Origin of the sequence: Indibacter alkaliphilus LW1 (assembly GCF_000295935.2) — a bacterium.
In the GTDB taxonomy this organism is placed as follows: Bacteria; Bacteroidota; Bacteroidia; order Cytophagales; family Cyclobacteriaceae; genus Indibacter; species Indibacter alkaliphilus.
The window spans coordinates 161,519-184,420 of sequence record NZ_ALWO02000011.1 but is presented as its reverse complement, the minus strand read 5'-3'; the positions used below and the strand labels follow the sequence as shown (position 1 = coordinate 184,420).

Genomic DNA, 22,902 nt, shown 5'->3' with positions numbered 1-22,902 from the left:
GGAAGGCCCTTAACATACTCTTCAACAATTATGGCGTTCAGAAAAAACAAAAAACTAAACAACGACTTCTCAAGAGTCACTATTAGTTTGGCCTCTCCAGAATCCATTCTGGATAGTTCACATGGTGAAGTGACGCAGCCCGAAACTATCAATTATAGGACTTATAAGCCTGAAATGGGCGGTTTGTTCTGTGAGAGAATTTTCGGTCCTGTAAAAGATTGGGAATGTCATTGTGGAAAATATAAGCGCATAAGATATAAAGGTATCATCTGTGACAGGTGTGGTGTTGAAGTGACTGAAAAGAAAGTCAGAAGAGAGCGAATGGGGCACATCGAATTGGTGGTTCCGGTTGCACATATCTGGTATTTTAAGTCTCTTCCAAACAAGATAGGTTACCTTTTGGGGCTTCCTACCAAAAAACTTGATCAGATTGTTTACTACGAAAGATATGCTGTCATCCAAGCTGGTATCAAAGCCGAGGACGGAATACAGTATCTTGACTTTTTGACTGAAGATGAGTATTTGGATATCATGGATAAGCTTCCAAAAGAAAACCAAATGCTTGATGATGATGATCCTAATAAGTTCATCGCAAAAATGGGTGCTGAGGCAATTGAGATGTTATTGGCAAGATTGGATCTTGACGACCTTTCTTATAGTTTGAGACACCAGGCAGCTACTGATACATCCCAACAAAGAAAAGCTGAAGCTTTGAAAAGGTTGAAAGTTGTTGAAGCTTTTAGAGATGCCAGGACAAGGATTGAAAACCGTCCCGAATGGATGGTTGTAAGGATGGTTCCTGTAATTCCGCCGGAATTGAGACCTCTCGTACCTTTGGATGGTGGTAGATTTGCCACTTCTGATTTGAATGATCTTTACAGGAGAGTAATTATTAGAAACAACCGTCTGAAGAGGTTGATTGATATCAAAGCTCCTGAGGTAATTTTAAGAAACGAAAAGAGAATGCTTCAGGAAGCTGTTGATTCACTTTTCGATAATTCAAGAAAAGTCAATGCAGTAAGATCTGATGGAAACAGAGCTTTGAAATCCCTTTCTGATATGTTGAAAGGTAAGCAGGGTAGATTCCGTCAAAACCTACTTGGTAAAAGGGTCGATTATTCAGGTCGTTCAGTTATCGTGGTAGGTCCTGAATTGAAACTTCATGAATGTGGGCTGCCAAAAAATATGGCTGCTGAGCTTTTCAAACCTTTTATCATCAGGAAACTGATTGAGAGAGGGATTGTAAAAACAGTGAAGTCTGCTAAGAAGATTGTAGATAGAAAAGACCCTGTTGTATGGGATATCCTTGAAAATGTATTGAAAGGACATCCAGTATTGCTTAACAGAGCTCCGACACTTCACAGGCTAGGTATTCAGGCTTTCCAACCAAAATTGATTGAAGGAAAGGCAATTCAGCTTCACCCATTGGTATGTACGGCATTCAATGCTGACTTTGACGGCGACCAAATGGCTGTTCATGTACCACTTGGCCATGAGGCTATATTGGAAGCTTCGACTTTGATGCTTTCTTCACACAATATTCTTAACCCAGCCAATGGTGCGCCAATTACTGTTCCTTCTCAGGATATGGTTCTTGGTTTGTACTACGTTACCAAAGGTAAAAAGTCAACCCCTGAAGAGCCTGTATTGGGTGAGGGTTTAACTTTCTATGGCGAAGAAGAAGTAATTATTGCCTTGAATGAAGGAAGAATATCCCAACATGCACATATCAAATGTAAAGTTAAGGTAAGAGGAGAAGACGGAGAGCTTTCTGAGAAAATTATTGAAACTATCGCTGGAAGATTAATTTTCAACCAGTTTGTTCCAGAGGAAGTAGGTTTTGTCAATGAGCTTTTAACTAAGAAAAAGCTACAACACATTATTTCCGAAGTTGTGAAGATATGTGGCGTAGCTCGAACTGCCCAGTTCCTTGATGACATCAAACACTTAGGTTTCCAAATGGCTTACACTGGTGGTCTTTCTATGGGATTGAACGATGTTATCATTCCTGAAGAAAAAGATCACTTGATTGTTAAAGCTAAGGAAGAGGTAGATCAAGTAGTGAGTAACTACCAGATGGGTCTGATTACGGATAACGAAAGATATAACCAGGTTATTGATATCTGGACTAGAACCAACTCTAATTTGACGAATATTCTTATGCGTCAAATGGAGGAAGATAAGCAAGGGTTCAATGCCATCTACATGATGATGCACTCTGGAGCCAGAGGGTCCAGAGAACAGATCAGACAGCTGGGTGGTATGAGAGGTTTGATGGCAAAGCCACAAAAAAACCTTCAAGGATCTGTAGGTGAAATCATCGAAAACCCAATTCTTTCAAACTTTAAAGAAGGATTGGATGTGTTAGAATACTTTATCTCCACTCACGGAGCCCGTAAGGGTCTTGCTGATACAGCTCTGAAAACAGCTGATGCAGGTTATTTGACCAGGAGATTAGTTGATGTAGCTCAGGATATGATTGTTTCTGAAGAAGACTGTGGTACACTAAGAGGCTTGGTCGTGTCAGCGTTGAAAGACAATGATGAGATTGTTGAGCCACTTTCTGAAAGAATCTTGGGTAGGGTATCTGTCCATGATGTCTATGATCCGATCACTGAGGAGTTGATCGTAACTTCAGGAGTTGAAATTACTGAGGAGATTGCCAGAAAAGTAGATGAGTCTACTATTGAGGAAGTCGAAATCAGATCTGTCTTGACCTGTGAAACCAGAAGAGGAGTTTGTGGCAAATGTTACGGACGAAACCTGGCGACAGGGGGAATGGTACAGAGTGGTGAGGCCGTAGGTGTTATTGCTGCCCAGTCCATTGGTGAGCCAGGTACACAGCTTACCTTGAGAACTTTCCACGTTGGTGGTACAGCATCCAATATCTCTGTAGAAGCAAGCATTAATGCTAAATTTGACGGTATTGTTGAGTTTGAGGAAGAGTTGAGATGGATTGAAACCACTAATAAAGAAGGGGAGCCGGTATCTATTGTCATGGGTAGATCTGGAGAAATCAAAATAAATGACGCTAAGTCCGGTAAAACTTTGGTTTCAAACCACGTTCCTTACGGTGCCAATCTGAACGTAAAAGATGGTCAGAAAATAGCCAAAGGAGATTCTTTATGTACTTGGGATCCATACAATGCAGTCATTCTTTCCGAATTTGATGGAGAAGTGGATTTCGACTCCATCATTGAGGGTATTACTTTCAAGGAGGTAGCTGATGATCAGACGGGTTACAGAGAAAAAGTAATCATAGATACCAAAGATAAGACTAAGAATCCTGCTGTAATTGTAAATTACGGAGAGGAATCCAAGTCATATAACATTCCAGTTGGAGCTCACCTTGCAGTTGAACAAGGAGAAAAGGTTAGAGCAGGACAGATTTTGGTAAAAATTCCTAGATCTGTTGGTAAAACGAGAGATATCACTGGTGGTCTTCCAAGAGTGACAGAGTTGTTTGAAGCAAGAAACCCATCCAATCCGGCTGTTGTTTCTGAAATAGACGGCGTTGTAACTTATGGTGGTATTAAGAGAGGTAACAGAGAAATTTTCATTGAGTCTAAGGACGGTGTGAAGAAAAGATACATGGTTTCCCTTTCTAAGCATATCCTGGTTCAGGAAAACGATTTTATCAGAGCAGGAGAGCCACTTTCTGACGGAGCTATCACTCCAAGTGATATTCTTTCCATCAAAGGGCCAACAGCTGTTCAGGAATATTTGGTAAATGAAATCCAAGAGGTTTACCGACTACAGGGTGTGAAAATCAATGATAAGCATATTGAGGTGATTGTGAGCCAGATGATGCAAAAAGTTGAAATCCTTGATGCTGGTGATACCGGGTTCCTTCAGGGACAGATTGTTGATAAGTGGGCCTTCAGAGAAGAAAATGACAATATCCTAGACAAAAAAGTTGTTATGGATGCTGGAGACTCTTCCACACTGAAACCTGGCATGATCATTACTGCAAGAAGGTTGAGAGACGAAAACTCAAGTTTAAAGCGCAGAGACCTTAAGCTAGTTCAAGTGAGAGATGCAGAGACAGCTGTTTCACAACCTACCTTGCAAGGTATCACAGCTGCTTCTTTGGGTACTGAAAGCTTTATATCTGCAGCTTCCTTCCAAGAGACAACCAAGGTATTGAGTGAGGCAGCGATCAGAGGAAAGCGAGATGAATTGTTGGGTCTTAAAGAAAATGTGATTGTAGGCCATTTGATTCCTGCAGGTACTGGACAGAGAAAGATTCTCAATATTCTAGTGGGTTCGCAGGAAGAGTATGATAGACTTTCAGGAGAAAAAGAAAGATCTATCAAGAAGGCTAAAGAGTCGATCAAATAATTGGAAGTAAAATATAAATAAAAAGGCCTGTAAATGCAGGCCTTTTTTTATCTAAACAATATTACTATGGACGACGGAAAAGGGCAAAACCCCAATCAGGACCAACAGATCAATGTTGAACTCTCAGAAGAAGTTGCAGAAGGAATTTATTCCAACCTGGCTATGATAGCTCACTCCAATTCTGAATTTGTTATAGATTTTATCCGGTTAATGCCTGGTGTGCCAAAGGCGAAAGTGAAATCCCGTATAATCATGACTCCGGATCATGCCAAAAGATTATTGGCTGCTTTGAAGGACAACATCGGAAAATATGAGCAGGCTTTCGGCAAAATAGAAGGCGGTTCAGAGGGGCCTAGTTTTCCAATGAACTTTGGGGGGACTTTTGGGGAGGCTTGAAACAGCTACCGAATTAGAAAATTATTCTTGGATTATAGAATTAATATTAGCCAAAACCGAATCGCTGCAATTTAACGAAAATACAACAGCTTAATTTTGTTTGTTTTACGTATTTGCATACCTTTGCAGTCCAAAATTCACAAGTTTAAGGAAGTAAAATAAATTTTATCTATTAAATGCCTACTATACAACAGTTAGTAAGAAAAGGTAGAACCACTCTTGAGACCAAGTCTAAGTCCAGAGCTTTGGATGCTTGTCCTCAAAGAAGAGGTGTATGTACCAGGGTGTACACTACCACTCCAAAGAAGCCTAACTCCGCTATGAGAAAAGTAGCAAGGGTAAGGTTGACAAATGGTAAAGAGGTGAACGCCTATATACCAGGTGAAGGTCACAATTTGCAAGAGCACTCTATCGTCCTGATCAGAGGTGGTCGTGTTAAAGATCTTCCAGGTGTACGTTACCACATTATCAGAGGTGCACTTGATACAGCAGGAGTTAAAGACCGTAAGCAAGGTCGCTCTAAGTACGGTGCTAAGCGTCCCAAAGCGGCCGCAGCAAAAAAATAATTGATTAAAACATTACAAAAAAATGAGAAAAGCGAAACCAAAGAAGAGATATATTCTTCCTGATCCAAAGTTCAACGACACTTTGGTAACGAAGTTCGTTAACTGCCTGATGGTGGACGGTAAGAAGAGTATTGCTTACAAAATCTTCTACGATGCAGTCGAGAAGGTTGAAGAGAAAGTAGGTGAGAACGGTCTTGAGGTTTGGAAAAAAGCGCTTAACAATATTACTCCAGCTGTAGAGGTGAAGAGTCGTAGGGTTGGTGGTGCTACGTTCCAGGTTCCGATGGAAGTTAGACCCGAAAGAAAATTGTCCCTAGGGATCAAGTGGATGATCACTTATGCCAGAAAAAGGGGTGAGAAGACCATGATGGATAGACTTGCAGGTGAAATCATCTCCGCATCCAAAGGAGAAGGTGCAGCTGTTAAGAAGAAAGACGATACCCATAGAATGGCAGAAGCAAACAAAGCATTCTCACACTTTAGATTTTAATTAAAAGATGGCAAGAGATTTAAGATATACCAGGAACATTGGAATTGCGGCACACATTGACGCAGGAAAAACGACCACTACAGAGAGGATCCTTTTTTACTCTGGGGTCAGTCATAAGATTGGGGAGGTCCATGATGGAGCTGCTACAATGGACTGGATGGCGCAAGAGCAGGAGAGAGGTATCACTATTACTTCTGCGGCTACCACAGTTTTTTGGAATTACAGAGATCAGAAATACCAAATCAACATCATCGATACTCCAGGTCACGTTGACTTCACTGTTGAAGTAAATAGATCCCTTAGAGTATTAGATGGTCTTGTCTTTCTTTTTAGTGCAGTTGATGGAGTAGAGCCTCAGTCTGAGACTAACTGGAGATTGGCAGATAATTATAAAGTAGCCCGTATCGGATTCGTAAATAAAATGGACCGTGCCGGTGCTAACTTCCTTGAAGTTTGTAAGCAAGTGAAAGAAATGCTTGGGAGCTATGCTGTTCCTTTGCAACTTCCAATCGGAGCTGAAGATAAATTCAGAGGTGTAGTTGATTTGATCAACAACAGAGCTATCGTTTGGAATGAAGAGGATATGGGGATGACTTTTGAAGAAGTTCCTATTCCTGAAGACATGCAGGATGAAGTGACAGAGTATAGAGAGCATCTATTGGAAGCTGTAGCTGATTATGATGAATCATTGATGGAGAAATTCTTCGATGATCCAGACTCAATCACTGAAGCTGAAATTTTGAAAGCTTTGAGAGCTGCTACTATTGACATGAAAATTGTCCCCATGGTATGTGGATCTTCTTTCAAAAATAAAGGTGTGCAGACTATGCTTGATCTTGTGATGGAATTATTGCCTTCTCCATTGGATAAGGATGATATTTTTGCGCATGGGCTTGATAGTGAAGAAAGAGATGTAAGAATTTCTCCAAATGAAAGTGAGCCATTTACTGGCCTTGCATTCAAAATTGCTACTGACCCATTTGTAGGACGACTTTGTTTTGTAAGAGCATACTCTGGAGTTCTAGAGTCTGGTTCTTATGTCTACAATAGCCGTTCTGGAAACAAAGAGCGTATTTCTAGGGTGTTCCAAATGCACGCTAACAAGCAAAATCAAATCCCAAGACTTCAGGCCGGTGATATTGGTGCTGTTGTTGGGTTTAAAGATATCAAAACAGGTGATACGCTTTGTGACGAAAGTCGTAAAGTAGTGTTAGAGTCAATGATTTTCCCAGAACCAGTTATCGGATATGCTATTGAGCCAAAAACTCAGGCTGATGTTGATAAATTAGGTATGGCAATTGCAAAACTTGTTGAAGAAGATCCAACTCTACAAGTTAATACTGACCATGAAACTGGTCAGACTATACTTAGAGGTATGGGGGAATTGCACTTGGATATCATCATTGACAGATTGAAAAGAGAATTTAAAGTTGAAATCAACCAAGGTGCTCCTCAGGTTGCTTACAAAGAGGCTCTGTTCGGTTCTGTTGAACATAAAGAGGTTTACAAAAAACAAACCGGAGGTAAAGGTAAGTTTGCGGACATCGTATTCGAACTTGGACCAAAAGATCCAGATCCTGAAACTGGCGAAATTAAGCCAGGATTAGACTTCGTCAATGGTATTGTAGGTGGTGTGATTCCTAAAGAATTTATTCCAGCCATTCAAAAGGGTTTTGCTGAAGCTATGAAAAATGGTCCTTTGGCAGGATATCCAATAGAATCCATGAAAGTAAGACTTTTCCATGGTTCCTTCCACGATGTCGATTCAGATGCACTTTCTTTTGAACTTGCAGCAAGAATAGGTTTCAAAGAAGCTGCGAAAAAAGCCAGGCCACAGTTGCTTGAGCCGATTATGGCAGTAGACGTTGTAACCCCAGATGAGTACACAGGTCCAATTACCGGTGATCTCAACAGGAGAAGAGGTTTGATGAAAGGTATGGATACTAAAGGCACTTCCTCCGTGATCAAGGCTTCTGTTCCTTTGTCAGAATTGTTTGGTTATGTGACTGATCTCAGGACCATATCCTCAGGTAGAGCCACAGCATCTTTGACTTTCTCTCATTATGAGTCAGTACCGTCAAATATTGCTGAGACTGTGATTGCTAAAGTTAAAGGTGAAAAAGCCTAAACCCCAGAAGAAAATGAATCAGAAAATCAGAATAAAACTAAAATCATACGATCATAGTCTGGTGGATAAGTCATCAGAAAAGATCGTCAAAGCAGTGAAATCAACAGGAGCCATAGTTGTGGGTCCGATTCCATTGCCAACAAAGAAAGAAAAGTTCACTGTGCTTAAATCACCTCATGTGAATAAAAAAGCCAGAGACCAATACCAGCTTTGTACTTACAAGAGACTGGTTGACATTTACAGCAATAGTTCAAAAACTGTAGACGCCTTGATGAAGATCGAGCTTCCAAGTGGAGTAGATGTAGAAATCAAAGTCTGACAGAATTGATCTTAAGCAAATTAAAAACCTGTCCGCTCCGGTGGATGGGTTTTTCTTTTGTCTTCTGCTCAATTAATTTATTAATATGATTGTGAGGTTTGGTTTAGCTCCTAAAATCCAAATTTATTTTCGTAAATATTTGAAAATATTAAAGTTGGGGTTTGTTAGCTGAATATTAATTTCTAACTTTGCAGTCCTTAAAAAGGGCCCTTTTGCGTAAGCACTTGGGATTCAAGATTATTATACAACAGAAGATGTCTGGAATAATAGGAAAAAAAGTAGGTATGACTAGCATTTTCAGTGCCGATGGACGTAACGTCGCATGCACGCTAATAGAAGCTGGTCCTTGCGTAGTGACGCAAGTAAAAAATTTAGAAACAGACGGGTACAACGCTGTTCAATTGGCATATGGTGAGCGTAAGGAGAAGAACACTCCTAAGCCACTTATCGGGCATTTCAAAAAGGCCGGTACTACGCCAAAGCAGAAAGTTGTTGAATTCAGAGACTTTAGGGTCGAATTCGAAGGTCAGGTTGATCTTGGGAAAACTTTGGAAGCTGGGCAGATATTTATCGAAGGAGACTTCGTGGATGCTATCGGAACTTCAAAAGGTAAAGGTTTCCAAGGTGTAGTAAAAAGACATGGATTTGCTGGTGTAGGTGGTCAAACACACGGTCAGCATAACAGACAAAGACACCCTGGATCTATCGGTGCTTGTTCTTGGCCTTCAAGAGTATTTAAAGGTATGAGAATGGCAGGAAGAACCGGTGGTGACAGAGTTAAGGTGATTAACCTTAAGGTTTTGAAAATCTATCCAGAAAAGAACTTGCTATTGGTTAGTGGCTCTGTTCCTGGTCCAAAAAATTCTTTCGTTATCCTAGAGAAGTAAGCATATGGAATTAGCAGTATTAAAACAAAACGGAGAAGACACAGGTAGGAAGATTAGTCTTTCTGATGACATTTTCGCCATTGAGCCTAATGATCATGCGATCTATCTGGATGTAAAACAATATTTGGCTAACCAGAGACAAGGTACTCATAAAGCCAAAGAAAGAAATGAAATTGCGGGTTCTACCAAGAAGATCAAGAAGCAAAAAGGGACCGGTGGTGCCAGAGCTGGATCTATCAAATCTCCTTTGTTCAAAGGTGGAGGTAGAGTATTCGGTCCAAGACCAAGGGATTACTCCTTTAAGCTGAATAAAAAATTGAAGCAATTGGCAAGAAAGTCTGCTTTAACATATAAAGCAAAAGAGAATAGTTTGACAGTCCTTGAGAACGTTTCTTTTGAAACTTCTAAGACAAAAAACTACATCACTTTTTTGAATGGGCTTTCTTTATCAGATAAGAAGACTTTATTGGTTCTTCCAGAAAATGACAAGCACGTTTATTTGTCCAGCAGAAATTTACCTAAAGCAAAGGTGGTTACTGTTGATAGCATCAATACTTATGAGTTGCTTAATGCAGACAATTTAGTATTGTGTGAAGGTTCAGTAAGCAAGTTGGAAACCCTTTTATTGAAGTAAAAAATGGATATACTAAAAAAACCTTTGATTACGGAAAAGATTTCTGCGATGAACGAACAAGGGGTTTACGGATTCATTGTTGAGAAGAAAGCTTCTAAGCCAGAGATCAAAAGAGCCGTAGAGAAAATGTATGATGTCAAAGTGGTGGATGTGCGTACAATGAGGTATGCAGGTAAGCCGAAGACGAGATATACAAAGACCAAAATCGTATCCGGTTTCAGCAATGCCTTCAAAAAGGCTATCGTACAGGTAGCAGAAGGTGATATAATTGATTTTTACGGAGAAATTTAATTGAATCATAATCATGGCAGTTAAAAAATTAAAGCCTGTAACCCCAGGAACCAGATTTAGAGTCGCTCCGGCATTTGATGAGATTACCAAATCATCGCCAGAGAAATCTCTTTTGGCTCCTAAGTCAAAATCAGGTGGTAGAAATAATTCAGGTAAAATGACTTCCCGATACATAGGTGGAGGTCATAAGCAAAGATATAGAGTCATTGATTTCAAAAGAAATAAGTTTGGAGTACCAGCAGTTGTTAAAGCTGTAGAATACGATCCAAACAGGACTGCAAGGATTGCACTTCTATATTATGTAGATGGTGCAAAGGCCTATATTATCGCTCCGGAAGGATTGGAAATTGGTCAGACAGTAGTTTCTGGAGAAATAGTTGCTCCTGAAGTGGGCAATGCAATGAAATTGAAGAGTGTTCCACTTGGTACTATTGTCCATAACATTGAGCTTAAGCCTGGAAAAGGTGCAGCTTTGGCAAGAAGTGCTGGTGGATATGGTCAAGTAGTAGCTAGAGATGGTAAGTACGTAACAGTAAAATTACCTTCAGGTGAAATGAGGCTTGTTCTGGGCGAATGTATGGCCACTGTTGGTACAGTATCGAACGGTGACCACATGAATGTTGTGCTTGGTAAGGCTGGTAGAAATCGTTGGTTAGGAAAGAGACCAAGAACTAGAGGTGTTGCAATGAACCCTGTAGATCACCCAATGGGTGGTGGTGAAGGGCGCTCCTCAGGAGGTCATCCGAGATCAAGAACTGGATTACTCGCTAAGGGTAAGAAAACCAGATCTCGTAAAAAGTATTCTAACAAATTCATCATCAGTAAAAGAACCAAATAATTATGGCACGTTCATTAAAAAAAGGTCCTTATATAGAGCATCACTTGGCGAAAAAAGTAGATGTAATGAACGAATCCGGGAAAAAGTCCGTGATCAAAACATGGTCAAGGAGATCTATGATATCTCCGGATTTCGTTGGACATACCTTTGCTGTGCATAATGGGAATAAATTTATTCCTGTGTTTGTAACAGATAACATGGTAGGTCATAAGCTAGGAGAATTTGCACCTACTAGAAACTTTAGAGGTCACATCGCCAAAAAAGATAAAGGAAAGAGATAATCATGGAAGCAATAGCAAGATTAAATAATGTTCCTACTTCTACACGCAAAATGCGTTTGGTAGCTGACCTTGTTAGAGGTAAAAGAGTAGGAGATGCGCTAAGTATTTTGAAGTTTACTCCAAATCATGGTGCAATCAAGCTGGAGAAACTTTTACTTTCTGCAGTTGCCAACTGGCAGGCTAAAAACCCTGACGAGAAGCTTGAGGAAGCTGACCTATATGTGAAGACTATCTTCGTTGATGGTGGACGTATGTTGAAAAGGTTGAGACCGGCTCCACAGGGTAGAGCTCATAGAATCCGTAAAAGATCAAATCATGTAACCCTTGTAGTAGATGCAATCAACTATGACGAAGTTACCGCTGATGTAGTAGAAACAACTGAAAAATCTAATTAAAATCAGACTATGGGACAAAAAGTAAACCCTATTGGTTTTAGGCTTGGTGTTATCAAAGGTTGGGAATCCAATTGGTACGGAGGTAAAGACTTTGCTGAGAAGTTGTATGAAGACCAGCAAATCAGAAAGTATGTCCTTGCCAGAATTCCAAAAGGAGGAATCTCTAAGGTAATCATTGAAAGAACACTTAAAAGAATCACCCTTACCATACACACGGCTCGTCCGGGAGTTGTTATCGGGAAAGGTGGAGCTGAAGTTGATAAACTGAAAGAAGAACTCAAAAAATTGACTAACAAAGATGTTCAGATCAATATTTTTGAAATTAAAAGACCTGAACTTGATGCCAAATTGGTAGGTGAGTCCATCGCACAACAATTACAGGCCCGAATTTCATTTAGAAGAGCAATGAAGCAATCCATTGCAGCTACAATGAGAGTAGGTGCTGAAGGGATTAAAATCAAGCTTTCAGGAAGACTTGGAGGTGCAGAAATGGCAAGATCTGAAATGTACAAAGAGGGTAGAATTCCTTTGCATACACTTAGAGCTGATATTGATTATGCTATTTCTGAAGCTAACACTGTATACGGAATCATTGGAATCAAAGTGTGGATTTTCAAGGGAGAAGTTTATGGTAAAAGAGATCTTTCCCCTAACGTAGGTGCTGCTAATGAACCGAAAGGTAGTGGTAACGCCAGAGGAAAGAGAAGAGAAGGCGGACCAAAGAGAAGAAAGAGAAATAACTAATTTCACCTTATAAGTGAGAAATCATGTTACAGCCAAAAAGAACTAAATATAGAAAAATGCACAAGGGCAGAGTCAAAGGTTTGGCTCAAAGGGGACATACGCTCTCCTTTGGCAACTTTGGTATCAAGTCCCTTGAGGCAGGTTGGATTACTTCTCGTCAGATCGAGGCAGCTCGTATCGCAATGACGAGAGCTATGAAGAGAGAAGGACAAGTATGGATTAGAATATTCCCTGACAAACCTATCACTAAAAAGCCTGCAGAGGTTCGTATGGGTAAAGGTAAAGGTGCTCCAGAATACTGGGTTGCTGTAATTAAACCAGGAACTATCCTTTTTGAAGCTACAGGTGTAAGTTTGGAAGTTGCTCAAGAAGCTTTAAGATTAGCGCAGCAAAAACTTCCAGTAAGTACAAAATTCGTAGTACGTAGGGATTACGTTGGATAAATAAGACTATGAAAAACTCAGAAATCAGATCACTTTCCGAAAGTGAAATCATTGAGAGAATAGCCGCTGAGAAGGAAAACTTGACCAAGTTAAGATTCGCTCATGCCATCTCTCCTATTGAGAATCCGAACAAATTAAAGGAATCCAAGCGCTTGATCGCAAGATTGATGACGACTTTGACTTCAAAAAAACTAGCTAAATAATACTAGAATGGCTACTACTGAGAGAAATCTTCGAAAAGAAAGAATAGGAAAGGTAGTCAGCAACAAGATGGATAAATCCATTACGGTTGCCGTTGAAAGAAGGGTTAAGCACCCAATTTACGGTAAGTTCGTTGCTAAGACTACAAAATTTATGGCTCATGATGAGACAAATGATGCTAAAGAAGGCGATATCGTCAAAATTAGCGAAACTCGTCCGCTGAGTAAGAACAAGCGTTGGAGATTAGTTGAAATAATTGAAAGAGCTAAGTAATTATGATACAACAAGAATCGAGACTAGGTGTAGCGGACAACTCCGGTGCTAAAGAAGTACTAGTGATCCGCGTTTTGGGAGGTACAAGAAAAAGGTATGCTTCCATAGGCGATAAGGTTGTAGTAACTGTAAAATCAGCTCTATCTTCCTCCAATATGAAAAAAGGTACCGTTTCAAAAGCGGTTATCGTGAGAACGAAGAAGGAAATCAGAAGAAAAGACGGTTCATACATCAGATTTGAAGATAATGCTGCCGTACTTTTGAATAACAATGACGAGCCAAGAGGTACTCGTATTTTCGGCCCTGTGGCTAGAGAATTGAGAGACAAGCAGTTTATGAAAATCGTATCTTTGGCCCCAGAAGTATTGTAATTATGGAAAGGAAATTTAATAAACAGCCCAAGCTACATGTTAAAACCGGAGATACTGTAAAGGTATTGTCGGGTGATGACAAAGGCAAAACGGGAAAAATACTCTCTGTAGATCTTACCAAAAAAAGAGCTTTCGTTGAAGGCTTGAACATGGTAACCAAGCACGTAAAACCAACTGCAAATAATCCGCAGGGTGGCATCGAAAAAAGAGAAGCTTCAATCCATATCAGTAACCTGATGCTCGTAGATCCCAAAACTGGTGAGGCTACAAGAACAGGTAGAAAGGCTGGAGAGAATGGTAAATTAGTAAGGTATTCTAAGAAAACAGGGGAGGTGATCAATGGCTAAACCTAGAGTTAAAGAAAGATACAATAAGGAAATCGTTCCTGCTTTAAAAGAAAAGTTTCAGTATTCTTCAATCATGGAGGTGCCTAAGCTTACGAAAATAGTCATTAACAAAGGTATCGGTGCTGCGGTAGCAGACAAAAAGTTGGTTGATCAGGGAGTTGAAGAATTAAGCTTGATCGCTGGCCAGAGGGCTGTTGCGACGATTGCAAAAAATTCAGTCTCTAACTTCAAGTTGAGAGAAGGAATGCCTATTGGTGCAAAAGTCACTTTAAGAGGAGACAAAATGTATGAATTCCTGGATCGATTGATGACCGTTGCTTTGCCAAGGGTTAGAGATTTCAAAGGGATAAGCGACAAAGGTTTTGACGGAAGGGGCAATTACACCTTAGGTGTTACTGAGCAAATTATCTTCCCAGAAATAAGCATTGAAAAAGTTAATAGAATCTCTGGTATGGATATCACTTTTGTGACCACAGCCAATACAGATGAAGAAAGTCATGCACTTTTGAAAGCTTTGGGGATGCCTTTCGTTAACAAAAACAACCAAAATTAATTATGGCAAGAGAGTCACTTAAAGCGCGCGAAAGAAAAAGAGAGCGTTTAGTAGCAAAATATGCTAAGAAGAGAGCTGAACTTAAAGCTGCAGGAGACTATGAGGGTTTGGATAAATTACCCAAAAATTCATCTCCAGTTAGATTGCACAACAGATGTAAATTGACTGGTCGTCCAAAAGGGTACATGAGAAAATTCGGTATCAATAGGGTGACATTCAGAGAAATGGCATCAGCTGGGAAAATACCTGGAGTCACTAAGTCTAGCTGGTAAAATATTAACAAGAGTTTTTATTCTAAAAATCATTGTGTAACTTTGCACGCCCGAAAAGGGGCTGTGTAGTTAGACTTATATAATTATGACTGATCCAATAGCTGATTATCTGACAAGATTGAGAAATGCCATCAAGGCTTCTCATAGAATCGTTGAGATACCTGCTTCTAATGTCAAGAAGGAAATCACGAAGGTGCTTCATGATAAGGGATACATTCAGAACTATAAATTCGTAGATGAAGGCCCGCAGGGCAGCATCAAAATAGCGCTGAAATATAACCCATCAACTAAGCAAAATGCCATCGTAAGCCTAAGCAGAATTAGTAAGCCAGGTTTGAGAAAATATGTAAAACACGAAGAATTGCCAAGAGTCATAAATGGACTTGGTGTAGCCATTCTTTCTACTTCCAAAGGCATAATGACCGATAAGGAAGCAAGAACTGAAGGTATCGGTGGAGAAGTACTTTGCTACGTATACTAAAATAACGTCATGTCAAGAATAGGTAAAAAACCAATAGATCTGCCAGCGGGTGTTACTGTAGACGTCACCTCTCACAATGAGGTGACTGTTAAAGGTCCCAAAGGCACGTTAAAAAGGGACGTTAATCCCGACATTTCTGTTAAAGTGGAAGGCAATCAAGTGGTTGTCGACAGACCTACAGAATCCAAAAGACATAAATCACTACACGGACTTTACAGATCTTTAATTAGCAACATGGTACAAGGTGTATCGGAAGGTTATAAAAAAGAACTTGAACTAGTCGGTGTAGGTTATAAGGCGTCTAACCAAGGGCAGGTTCTTGAACTTTCTTTAGGTTATTCACATAACATTTTCTTTGCTTTACCGGAGTCGATTGCAATCAAAACAGAAACCCCTAAGGGTAAAAACCCATTGGTAACTCTTGAAGGTATCGATAAAGAATTGGTAGGCCAAGTGGCTGCTAAAATCAAATCATTGCGTAAAGTTGAGCCTTATAAAGGCAAGGGCGTACGCTTCGTTGGTGAAAATATTAGACGTAAGGCTGGTAAAACTGCCGGTAAAAAATAATTAAGATGGCTTTTAATAAGAAATTAAGAAGACTTAGAATCAAAAGAGGTATCAGGAGAAAAATCTCCGGTACTGATTCTAGACCTCGTCTAGCAGTATTTAAAAGCAATACGGGGATTTATGCACAGCTAGTAGATGACTTGAAAGGTCATACACTAGCACAGGCCTCTTCCAAAGAACTCGGTTCTGCAAAGAATATTCAAATTGCTGTCTCTAAAGAAGTAGGTAAAAAACTTGCTGAGAGAGCAGTTTCTAACGGTATTTCTGAAGTTGTTTTTGACAGAGGAGGATACCTTTATCATGGTAATGTTAAAGCTCTTGCTGAAGGCGCAAGAGAAGGAGGCCTTAAATTTTAATCAGATATTATGTCTCAAGTTAAAAGAAAACCCATTAGGGCAACAGATACTGAACTTAAAGAGAAAGTAGTAGCCATCAACCGAGTAGCTAAAGTTGTGAAAGGTGGTAGGAGATTCTCCTTCTCTGCTATAGTTGTCGTAGGAGATGGAAATGGAGTAGTTGGTTACGGTCTTGGTAAAGCCAATGAAGTAACAGATGCCATTACCAAAGGAATAGAAGATGCAAAGAAAAACCTTGTTAGAGTACCTGTACTGAAAGGAACTATTCCTCATGAGCAGTTAGGTAAATTCGGTGGAGGTTTTGTATTGATCAAACCTGCAGCTCCAGGTACAGGTGTTATAGCCGGTGGTGCTATGCGTGCAGTTTTGGAAAGTGCTGGAGTTACTGATGTTTTGGCTAAATCCAAAGGTTCTTCCAATCCCCACAATGTTGTGAAAGCTACAATTGATGCTCTTGTACAATTAAGAGATGCGATTGCCGTTTCGCAGCAAAGAGGTGTAAAAATGTCTAAAGTTTTTAACGGTTAAGAAGATGGCTAAGGTTAAAATAACTCAAGTTAAGAGTATAATAAAAAGACCAAAGGATCAGAAAGCTACAATAACAGCTCTAGGCCTTGGTAAGATCAACAGGACTGTGGAAGTTGAAAATACTCCGCAAATCGCTGGAATGATAAGGAAAGTAAGTCACCTTTTAAAAGTGGAGGAAGCTTAATCATGAAATTACATACATTAAAACCTGCAGAGGGTTCAATAAAATCAAGAAAGAGAATTGGACGTGGCCAAGGTTCAGGTAGAGGTGGAACTTCTACCAGAGGACATAAGGGTGCTAAATCCAGATCTGGTTACAAGTCCAAACTAGGATTTGAGGGTGGTCAAATGCCTCTTCAGAGAAGAGTTCCTAAATTTGGTTTTAAGAGCTTGAATAGAGTTGAATATAAGCCAATCAACCTAAATGTGTTGGAAGAACTGGCTAAATCTGAGAGCTTAGACACAATAACTTTAGAAACTTTGATCTCTCATGGTCTAGTTTCGAAGAAAGATGTTGTAAAAGTCTTAGGTAGAGGCGAACTTACAGCCAAATTAAATGTAAGTGCTCATTCTTTCTCTGCTTCCGCTATAGAAGCAATTGAAAAAGTTGGCGGAACAGTAAACAAGCTTTAAATAAATGAAAAAGTTTATCTCAACAGTTAAGAATATCTTTTCTATTGAAGATTTAAGAATCCGAATTTTGAATACTATTGGATTTCTGGTAGTATTTAGATTGGGTTCTTTTATCGTATTGCCAGGTGTGGACCCCTCCAAACTGGGAGATGCGCCAGAAGGTATATTCGGGTTAATTGATACATTCCTTGGAGGAGCATTTAGTAATGCTTCTATATTTGGTTTAGGTATCATGCCTTACATCTCTGCTTCCATCGTGTTGCAGTTATTGACTGTTGGAGTACCATATTTTCAGAAACTTCAAAAAGAGGGTGAGTCTGGGAGGAAAAGAATCAATCAGATCACTAGAGTATTAACTATTGCAATAACTGTGGCGCAGGGTATAGGTTACATAACCGCTACTATTCTACCTACTGGTGCTGTTATGGTAAGTACTTCTCTTTTCATGTTCAGTTCGTTGGTATTGCTTTCAGCAGGTACAATGTTCTGTATGTGGCTTGGTGAAAAGATCACAGAAAAGGGTATCGGTAATGGTATTTCTATGTTGATCATGATTGGTATAATTTCAGCCTTGCCTGGAGCTATGATTGCTGAAGCCTTGTCAAAAGGTACATCAGGAATGTTGTTACTGCTTATAGAAGCAGCTGTGCTTTTCTTTGTAGTAGTTGGTGTTGTAGCATTGACAGAGGCCACAAGAAGAGTCCCAGTGCAATATGCCAAGCAAGTTGTAGGTGGTAAAGTATATGGCGGACAGAGACAATATATTCCAATTAAAGTGAATGCATCGGGTGTAATGCCCATCATCTTCGCGCAATCATTGATGTTTTTGCCTGCTTTGATAGCTCAGATATGGTCAGCTGACAATGATATTGCTAATTATATTGGTAGTACTTTCAGTGATTTTACATCATGGCAGTATAACCTGGTTTTTGCGGTCATGATCATCTTGTTCACTTTCTTCTACACTGCAATTACGGTCAATCCAGAGCAAATTGCTGAAGATCTTAAAAGAAATGGTGGTTTTGTTCCTGGCATAAAGCCTGGTGCTCCTACTGCGGATTTTATTGATAACATTATCTCTAAGATTACGCTTCCAGGTTCTATCCTTTTATCAATAGTTGCAATTTTACCTGCTTTTGCGATAATTGCTGGAGTAAGTGGTTCTTTTGCACAATTCTATGGAGGAACTTCCTTGTTGATTATGGTAGGGGTTATCATGGATACCCTTAGGCAGATCGAGAGTTATTTGTTGATGAGACATTATGAAGGAATGATGAAAAGTGGAAACATGAAAAACAATCCTTCTAATTTTGCAGCTGCAATATGATTCATTACAAGACTTCGGAAGAAGTTGAACTGATCAAGGAAAGTGCTCAGATATTAGGAAAAGCTCACGGAGAAGTAGCTAAGTTAGTAAAAGAGGGAGTAAAGACTTCCTTTCTAGATAAAATTGCAGAGGAATACATCAGAGATAATGCTGGTGTACCTTCTTTTAAAGGTTACAATGGATTTCCTGCTTCATTATGTATTTCAGTTAATGAAGTCGTTGTGCATGGTTTTCCAAGTGATTATGTTTTGAAAGATGGCGATATAATCTCAATAGATTGTGGAGTCTTTCACCAAGGTTTTCATAGCGATTGCGCTTATACTTACCCTGTCGGTGAAGTCTCTCCCAATATTTTGTCATTGCTCAAAGCAACTAAAGAATCTCTGTATCTAGGTATTGAAAAGGCTGTATTTGGTAATCGTGTTGGTGATATTGGAAATGCGATTCAAAAGTTTGTGGAAGCTAAGGGCTACACAGTTGTACGCGAATTGGTAGGACATGGACTTGGTAAAAATCTTCATGAATCACCAGAGGTACCTAACTATGGTAAAAGAGGCAGTGGTCCTATACTGAAAGATGGGCTTGTTATTGCGATTGAACCAATGGTCAATCTAGGTACAAGAAATATTGTTCAGGAAAGGGATGGTTGGACTATCAGAACTGCTGATAGAAAGCCCTCTGCTCATTACGAACATACAGTTGCAATATTTGAGGACAGGACCGAAATTCTGACCACACATAAGTATATAGAAGAGAATTTTAATTTCTAAATATGGCTAAACAGACATCTATAGAGCAAGATGGGACAATTGTTGAGGCATTGTCAAATGCAATGTTCAAAGTGGAACTTGAAAATGGGCATCAATTGATTGCACATATTTCAGGAAAAATGAGGATGAATTATATTAAAATTTTACCTGGAGATAAGGTTAAACTGGAGCTTTCTCCTTATGATCTTTCTAAGGGTAGGATAGTTTACAGATACAAGTAATATGTCATGAAATTAGCCTCAGTAAGAAGAATGTATCAATTCCAACTACAAGGGCAAATTCCATGTGGCGTTGCAAATAAATTATAGACACATGAAAGTAAAGGCATCAATCAAAAAGAGAAGTGTTGACTGTAAAGTAATCAGAAGAAAAGGAAAACTTTACGTGATCAACAAAAAGAATCCTAAGTTTAAACAAAGACAAGGTTAATCATTATGGCAAGAATTGCAGGTGTTGACATTCCAGACAACAAACGTGGAGAAATCGGCTTGACCTACATATTCGGTATAGGTAGAAGTTCAGCTAGAGCTATCCTGGAGAAAGCAGGAATTTCTTTTGACAAGAAAGCTGGTGAGTGGGATGACGAAGAGTCTACCGCTATTAGAAATCTTATAGCTGAAGAGTATAGGACCGAAGGTGCTCTAAAGTCTGAGATTCAATTGAACATCAAAAGATTGATGGATATTGGTTGTTATAGAGGTTTGAGACACAGAAAAGGTCTTCCAGTAAGAGGTCAAAAAACCAAAAACAACGCGAGAACTAGAAAAGGTAAGAGAAAAACTGTTGCCAACAAGAAAAAGGCAACTAAATAAATCTTGAATTAGATTATGGCTCAGAAAAGAAACGATAAAGCTAAAGGTAAAAAAAGAGTAGTTAAAGTAGAGGCTGTGGGTCAAGCTCACATCAAAGCTTCCTTTAACAATATTATCATCTCTATTACCAATAATTCAGGTCAGGTTATTTCTTGGGCTTCTGCCGGTAAAATGGGCTTCAGAGGTTCAAAGAAAAATACTCCTTATGCCGCACAAATGGCTGCACAGAACTGTGGTCAGGTAGCATATGATTTGGGTTTGAGAAAAATTGAAGTTTTTGTAAAAGGTCCTGGTGCTGGGAGAGAATCTGCCATCAGAACATTACAAAATGTAGGTCTAGATGTAACTACGATTATTGATGTGACTCCACTTCCTCACAACGGATGTCGTCCTCCTAAGCGTAGAAGAGTTTAATTTCTAAATAGATTATAGAATGGCAAGATATACAGGTCCAAAGGCAAAAATCGCCAGAAGATTCGGCGAGCCTATCGAAGGATATAGCAAAGCTCTCCAAAAGAAGAATTACCCTCCAGGACAACATGGTAGGGGTAGAAGAAAAAAGCAATCTGAATACGCAATTCAGTTAGCTGAAAAGCAAAAAGCTAAATACATTTATGGTGTATTGGAAAGACAATTTGCTAAAATGTTTGACATAGCTTCCAGAAAACAAGGGATTACTGGTGAAAACCTACTTCAATTGTTGGAGGCAAGACTTGATAATACAGTTTTCAGATTAGGTATTGCCCCTACAAGAAGAGGTGCCAGACAACTTGTTTCGCACAAACATATCCTTGTAAATGGAGAGATTGTAAATATACCTTCTTATACTTTAAAGCCGGGTGATGTAGTTTCAGTAAGAGAACGTTCAAAATCTCTTGAAGCTATTTCAAGCAGCCTTGCTGGAAAGTCCAACCGTTACCCTTGGTTAGAGTGGGATAATTCTTCTTTAACAGGTAAGTTTGTTTCAATTCCTACTAGAGATGATATTCCGGAGAATATCAAGGAGCAATTGATCGTCGAACTTTACTCTAAATAATAAACTTTCAGACTTAAATAGAACTATTGATATGTCCATATTAGCATTTCAAATGCCCGAGAAAGTGGTGATGGAAAAAGCCGATGACTTCCACGGCCTTTTCACCTTTAAGCCACTTGAGAAGGGCTATGGGGTCACCATAGGCAATGCCTTGAGAAGAATTCTACTTTCCTCTCTAGAAGGTTACGCCATTACTTCCGTGAAGCTTCCAGGAGTAGTTCACGAATTTTCAACGATCGAGGGTGTTGTGGAAGATGTGACTGATATCATTCTTAACCTGAAACAAGTGAGACTTAAGAAAGTCCATGATTCCATAGATGGAAAAATTACTGTTGAGGTTTCGAATCAGGCCGTCTTTACTGCTGGAGATATCGCCAAGTTTACTACCTCATTTGAGGTGTTGAATCCAGAGCAGGTTATCTGCCACTTGGATGATACAAAAAGTTTTGAAATTGAATTGACAGTTGAAAAGGGAAGAGGTTATCTTCCTGCAGAAGAATCCAAACCAAAAGAGCAGGTTTTCGGAGTGATTCCGATTGATGCAATCTTTACTCCTATCAAAAACGTGAAATATAGCGTTGAGAATACAAGGGTAGAGCAGAAGACTGACTTTGAAAAACTTATTCTTGAAGTTACCACGGACGGGTCAATTCACCCAGAAAAAGCACTTCAGGAATCTGCTAAAATTCTTATTCAGCATTTCATGCTGTTTTCTGACCAAACTATGGTCTTGGATTCTACAGGTATTTCTGAGCCAGAGCCAATTGATGAAGAATTCTTGCATATGAGAAAACTTCTAAAAACCCCTCTTGGTGATTTGGATCTTTCTGTTCGCGCATTCAATTGTCTTAAAGCTGCAGATGTGAAAACTCTAGGTGATTTGGCCAAACTTGAAATTTCAGATATGATGAAATTCAGAAACTTTGGTAAAAAATCTCTAGCAGAACTTGAGCAGCTTATCCAAGAAAAAGGACTGACCTTTGGAATGGACTTGTCTAAGTATAAACTTGATGAAGAATAAATAAAATGAGACACGGTAAGAAATTTAACCACCTTGGCAGGACGGCAAGTCACAGGAAAGCAATGCTTTCTAACATGGCTACTTCCTTGATTCTTCACAAGCGTATTTCTACAACGCTTGCCAAGGCTAAAGAGTTAAGAAAATATGTAGAGCCTTTGATCACTAGGGCAAAAGAAGATACTACCCACAATAGAAGGGTCGCTTTCTCATACCTTCAGAATAAAGAAGGAATTAAAGAGCTTTTTGGTGCAGTAGTAGAAAAAGTCGGAACCAGAAATGGTGGATATACAAGGATCATCAAAACCGGATTCCGTCTAGGTGACAATGCTGAAATGTGTATTATAGAATTGGTTGATTTCAATGAATTAATGTTGAAAGATGCCAAGCCAGCTAAAAAGACAACTAGAAGAAGCCGAAGAGGTTCAGGTAAAGCCAAGGAGGAATCAGCTCCTGTCGCTGAAACTAAGACTGATGCTCCGGCAGCAGATGCTTCCACTGATGCTGAATCTAAAGAAGAAAAAACTGAAGATTAATTCATGTCGGTATTTTCTATATATAAAAGGGATTGAACTTTGGTTCAATCCCTTTTTTTATATCCTTT

35 protein-coding genes are annotated in these 22,902 nt (G+C 39.5%); all 35 read left to right on the top strand.

From position 1 onward, the window contains the following. Nucleotides 1-30: 30 nt before the first annotated feature. The 35 genes from rpoC to rplQ all read left to right on the top strand — a co-directional run bounded on the left by rpoC (nucleotide 31) and on the right by rplQ (nucleotide 22,834). On the top strand, nucleotides 31-4,341 hold the full coding sequence (gene rpoC / locus A33Q_RS02255; protein ID WP_009034223.1) for a DNA-directed RNA polymerase subunit beta': 4,311 nt from the start codon (nucleotides 31-33) through the stop codon (nucleotides 4,339-4,341). A 66-nt stretch (nucleotides 4,342-4,407) separates the two neighbouring features. After that, nucleotides 4,408-4,737 (top strand): DUF3467 domain-containing protein, encoded by a 330-nt coding sequence (locus tag A33Q_RS02250; RefSeq protein ID WP_016254519.1) that lies wholly within the window; start codon nucleotides 4,408-4,410, stop codon nucleotides 4,735-4,737. A 176-nt stretch (nucleotides 4,738-4,913) separates the two neighbouring features. Then, the gene (gene rpsL / locus A33Q_RS02245) at nucleotides 4,914-5,303 is read left to right on the top strand and encodes a 30S ribosomal protein S12 (protein WP_009034221.1); all 390 of its coding nucleotides are present in this window, start codon (nucleotides 4,914-4,916) and stop codon (nucleotides 5,301-5,303) included. 22 nt (nucleotides 5,304-5,325) lie between these two features. Next, the gene (gene rpsG / locus A33Q_RS02240; protein ID WP_009034220.1) at nucleotides 5,326-5,793 is read left to right on the top strand and encodes a 30S ribosomal protein S7; all 468 of its coding nucleotides are present in this window, start codon (nucleotides 5,326-5,328) and stop codon (nucleotides 5,791-5,793) included. A gap of 7 nt (nucleotides 5,794-5,800) precedes the next feature. After that, complete coding sequence (fusA, locus tag A33Q_RS02235) at nucleotides 5,801-7,921, top strand: elongation factor G (RefSeq protein WP_009034219.1); 2,121 nt, start codon at nucleotides 5,801-5,803, stop codon at nucleotides 7,919-7,921. Nucleotides 7,922-7,934: 13 nt separating this feature from the next. Beyond that, entirely contained in the window at nucleotides 7,935-8,240 is a 306-nt protein-coding gene (gene rpsJ, locus A33Q_RS02230; RefSeq protein ID WP_009034218.1) for a 30S ribosomal protein S10, read from the top strand. A 254-nt stretch (nucleotides 8,241-8,494) separates the two neighbouring features. Continuing rightward, entirely contained in the window at nucleotides 8,495-9,127 is a 633-nt protein-coding gene (gene rplC, locus A33Q_RS02225; protein WP_009034217.1) for a 50S ribosomal protein L3, read from the top strand. Nucleotides 9,128-9,131: 4 nt separating this feature from the next. After that, nucleotides 9,132-9,761 (top strand): 50S ribosomal protein L4, encoded by a 630-nt coding sequence (gene rplD / locus A33Q_RS02220; RefSeq protein WP_009034216.1) that lies wholly within the window; start codon nucleotides 9,132-9,134, stop codon nucleotides 9,759-9,761. 3 nt (nucleotides 9,762-9,764) lie between these two features. Beyond that, a complete protein-coding gene (rplW, locus tag A33Q_RS02215; RefSeq protein ID WP_009034215.1) occupies nucleotides 9,765-10,052 on the top strand; it encodes a 50S ribosomal protein L23 in 288 nt (95 codons plus the stop codon). Between the two features lie 13 nt (nucleotides 10,053-10,065). Continuing rightward, entirely contained in the window at nucleotides 10,066-10,890 is an 825-nt protein-coding gene (gene rplB / locus A33Q_RS02210) for a 50S ribosomal protein L2 (RefSeq protein WP_009034214.1), read from the top strand. Nucleotides 10,891-10,892: 2 nt separating this feature from the next. Further along, nucleotides 10,893-11,171: a 30S ribosomal protein S19 gene (gene rpsS / locus A33Q_RS02205; protein ID WP_009034213.1), complete on the top strand. Its 279-nt coding sequence runs from the start codon at nucleotides 10,893-10,895 to the stop codon at nucleotides 11,169-11,171. A gap of 2 nt (nucleotides 11,172-11,173) precedes the next feature. Continuing rightward, on the top strand, nucleotides 11,174-11,566 hold the full coding sequence (gene rplV / locus A33Q_RS02200; protein ID WP_009034212.1) for a 50S ribosomal protein L22: 393 nt from the start codon (nucleotides 11,174-11,176) through the stop codon (nucleotides 11,564-11,566). 9 nt (nucleotides 11,567-11,575) lie between these two features. Continuing rightward, entirely contained in the window at nucleotides 11,576-12,310 is a 735-nt protein-coding gene (rpsC, locus tag A33Q_RS02195; protein ID WP_009034211.1) for a 30S ribosomal protein S3, read from the top strand. A gap of 23 nt (nucleotides 12,311-12,333) precedes the next feature. Beyond that, the gene (gene rplP / locus A33Q_RS02190; protein WP_009034210.1) at nucleotides 12,334-12,753 is read left to right on the top strand and encodes a 50S ribosomal protein L16; all 420 of its coding nucleotides are present in this window, start codon (nucleotides 12,334-12,336) and stop codon (nucleotides 12,751-12,753) included. 8 nt (nucleotides 12,754-12,761) lie between these two features. Next, a complete protein-coding gene (rpmC, locus tag A33Q_RS02185) occupies nucleotides 12,762-12,956 on the top strand; it encodes a 50S ribosomal protein L29 (RefSeq protein ID WP_009034209.1) in 195 nt (64 codons plus the stop codon). A gap of 7 nt (nucleotides 12,957-12,963) precedes the next feature. Then, on the top strand, nucleotides 12,964-13,227 hold the full coding sequence (gene rpsQ, locus A33Q_RS02180) for a 30S ribosomal protein S17 (protein WP_009034208.1): 264 nt from the start codon (nucleotides 12,964-12,966) through the stop codon (nucleotides 13,225-13,227). A 2-nt stretch (nucleotides 13,228-13,229) separates the two neighbouring features. Beyond that, complete coding sequence (rplN, locus tag A33Q_RS02175) at nucleotides 13,230-13,598, top strand: 50S ribosomal protein L14 (protein WP_009034207.1); 369 nt, start codon at nucleotides 13,230-13,232, stop codon at nucleotides 13,596-13,598. 2 nt (nucleotides 13,599-13,600) lie between these two features. Then, entirely contained in the window at nucleotides 13,601-13,945 is a 345-nt protein-coding gene (rplX, locus tag A33Q_RS02170) for a 50S ribosomal protein L24 (protein ID WP_009034206.1), read from the top strand. Further along, nucleotides 13,938-14,498: a 50S ribosomal protein L5 gene (gene rplE, locus A33Q_RS02165; protein WP_009034205.1), complete on the top strand. Its 561-nt coding sequence runs from the start codon at nucleotides 13,938-13,940 to the stop codon at nucleotides 14,496-14,498. The genes rplX and rplE overlap by 8 nt, the downstream gene beginning before the upstream one ends. A gap of 2 nt (nucleotides 14,499-14,500) precedes the next feature. Then, nucleotides 14,501-14,770, top strand: a complete 270-nt coding sequence (gene rpsN, locus A33Q_RS02160) for a 30S ribosomal protein S14 (protein WP_009034204.1) — start codon at nucleotides 14,501-14,503, stop codon at nucleotides 14,768-14,770. A gap of 85 nt (nucleotides 14,771-14,855) precedes the next feature. Next, on the top strand, nucleotides 14,856-15,251 hold the full coding sequence (gene rpsH / locus A33Q_RS02155; RefSeq protein WP_009034203.1) for a 30S ribosomal protein S8: 396 nt from the start codon (nucleotides 14,856-14,858) through the stop codon (nucleotides 15,249-15,251). Between the two features lie 9 nt (nucleotides 15,252-15,260). After that, nucleotides 15,261-15,818, top strand: coding sequence for a 50S ribosomal protein L6 (gene rplF, locus A33Q_RS02150; RefSeq protein WP_009034202.1), 558 nt, complete (start codon nucleotides 15,261-15,263; stop codon nucleotides 15,816-15,818). Nucleotides 15,819-15,823: 5 nt separating this feature from the next. Beyond that, complete coding sequence (gene rplR, locus A33Q_RS02145) at nucleotides 15,824-16,174, top strand: 50S ribosomal protein L18 (protein ID WP_009034201.1); 351 nt, start codon at nucleotides 15,824-15,826, stop codon at nucleotides 16,172-16,174. A gap of 9 nt (nucleotides 16,175-16,183) precedes the next feature. Further along, entirely contained in the window at nucleotides 16,184-16,702 is a 519-nt protein-coding gene (rpsE, locus tag A33Q_RS02140) for a 30S ribosomal protein S5 (RefSeq protein WP_009034200.1), read from the top strand. Nucleotides 16,703-16,706: 4 nt separating this feature from the next. Continuing rightward, the gene (gene rpmD / locus A33Q_RS02135; protein WP_009034199.1) at nucleotides 16,707-16,886 is read left to right on the top strand and encodes a 50S ribosomal protein L30; all 180 of its coding nucleotides are present in this window, start codon (nucleotides 16,707-16,709) and stop codon (nucleotides 16,884-16,886) included. Nucleotides 16,887-16,888: 2 nt separating this feature from the next. Continuing rightward, entirely contained in the window at nucleotides 16,889-17,335 is a 447-nt protein-coding gene (gene rplO, locus A33Q_RS02130; protein ID WP_009034198.1) for a 50S ribosomal protein L15, read from the top strand. A 4-nt stretch (nucleotides 17,336-17,339) separates the two neighbouring features. Beyond that, nucleotides 17,340-18,662: a preprotein translocase subunit SecY gene (secY, locus tag A33Q_RS02125; protein ID WP_009034197.1), complete on the top strand. Its 1,323-nt coding sequence runs from the start codon at nucleotides 17,340-17,342 to the stop codon at nucleotides 18,660-18,662. Then, the gene (gene map, locus A33Q_RS02120) at nucleotides 18,659-19,432 is read left to right on the top strand and encodes a type I methionyl aminopeptidase (protein ID WP_009034196.1); all 774 of its coding nucleotides are present in this window, start codon (nucleotides 18,659-18,661) and stop codon (nucleotides 19,430-19,432) included. The genes secY and map overlap by 4 nt, the downstream gene beginning before the upstream one ends. Nucleotides 19,433-19,434: 2 nt before the next feature. Then, the gene (gene infA / locus A33Q_RS02115; protein ID WP_009034195.1) at nucleotides 19,435-19,653 is read left to right on the top strand and encodes a translation initiation factor IF-1; all 219 of its coding nucleotides are present in this window, start codon (nucleotides 19,435-19,437) and stop codon (nucleotides 19,651-19,653) included. Between the two features lie 91 nt (nucleotides 19,654-19,744). Next, nucleotides 19,745-19,861: a 50S ribosomal protein L36 gene (rpmJ, locus tag A33Q_RS02110; protein WP_009034194.1), complete on the top strand. Its 117-nt coding sequence runs from the start codon at nucleotides 19,745-19,747 to the stop codon at nucleotides 19,859-19,861. A gap of 5 nt (nucleotides 19,862-19,866) precedes the next feature. Continuing rightward, nucleotides 19,867-20,244: a 30S ribosomal protein S13 gene (gene rpsM / locus A33Q_RS02105; RefSeq protein ID WP_009034193.1), complete on the top strand. Its 378-nt coding sequence runs from the start codon at nucleotides 19,867-19,869 to the stop codon at nucleotides 20,242-20,244. Nucleotides 20,245-20,259: 15 nt separating this feature from the next. Then, entirely contained in the window at nucleotides 20,260-20,658 is a 399-nt protein-coding gene (rpsK, locus tag A33Q_RS02100) for a 30S ribosomal protein S11 (RefSeq protein WP_009034192.1), read from the top strand. 19 nt (nucleotides 20,659-20,677) lie between these two features. Further along, nucleotides 20,678-21,280, top strand: coding sequence for a 30S ribosomal protein S4 (rpsD, locus tag A33Q_RS02095; protein ID WP_009034191.1), 603 nt, complete (start codon nucleotides 20,678-20,680; stop codon nucleotides 21,278-21,280). Between the two features lie 31 nt (nucleotides 21,281-21,311). Then, nucleotides 21,312-22,301, top strand: coding sequence for a DNA-directed RNA polymerase subunit alpha (locus A33Q_RS02090; RefSeq protein ID WP_009034190.1), 990 nt, complete (start codon nucleotides 21,312-21,314; stop codon nucleotides 22,299-22,301). A gap of 5 nt (nucleotides 22,302-22,306) precedes the next feature. Beyond that, on the top strand, nucleotides 22,307-22,834 hold the full coding sequence (rplQ, locus tag A33Q_RS02085; RefSeq protein ID WP_040489671.1) for a 50S ribosomal protein L17: 528 nt from the start codon (nucleotides 22,307-22,309) through the stop codon (nucleotides 22,832-22,834). The last annotated feature ends 68 nt before the right edge of the window (nucleotides 22,835-22,902 follow it).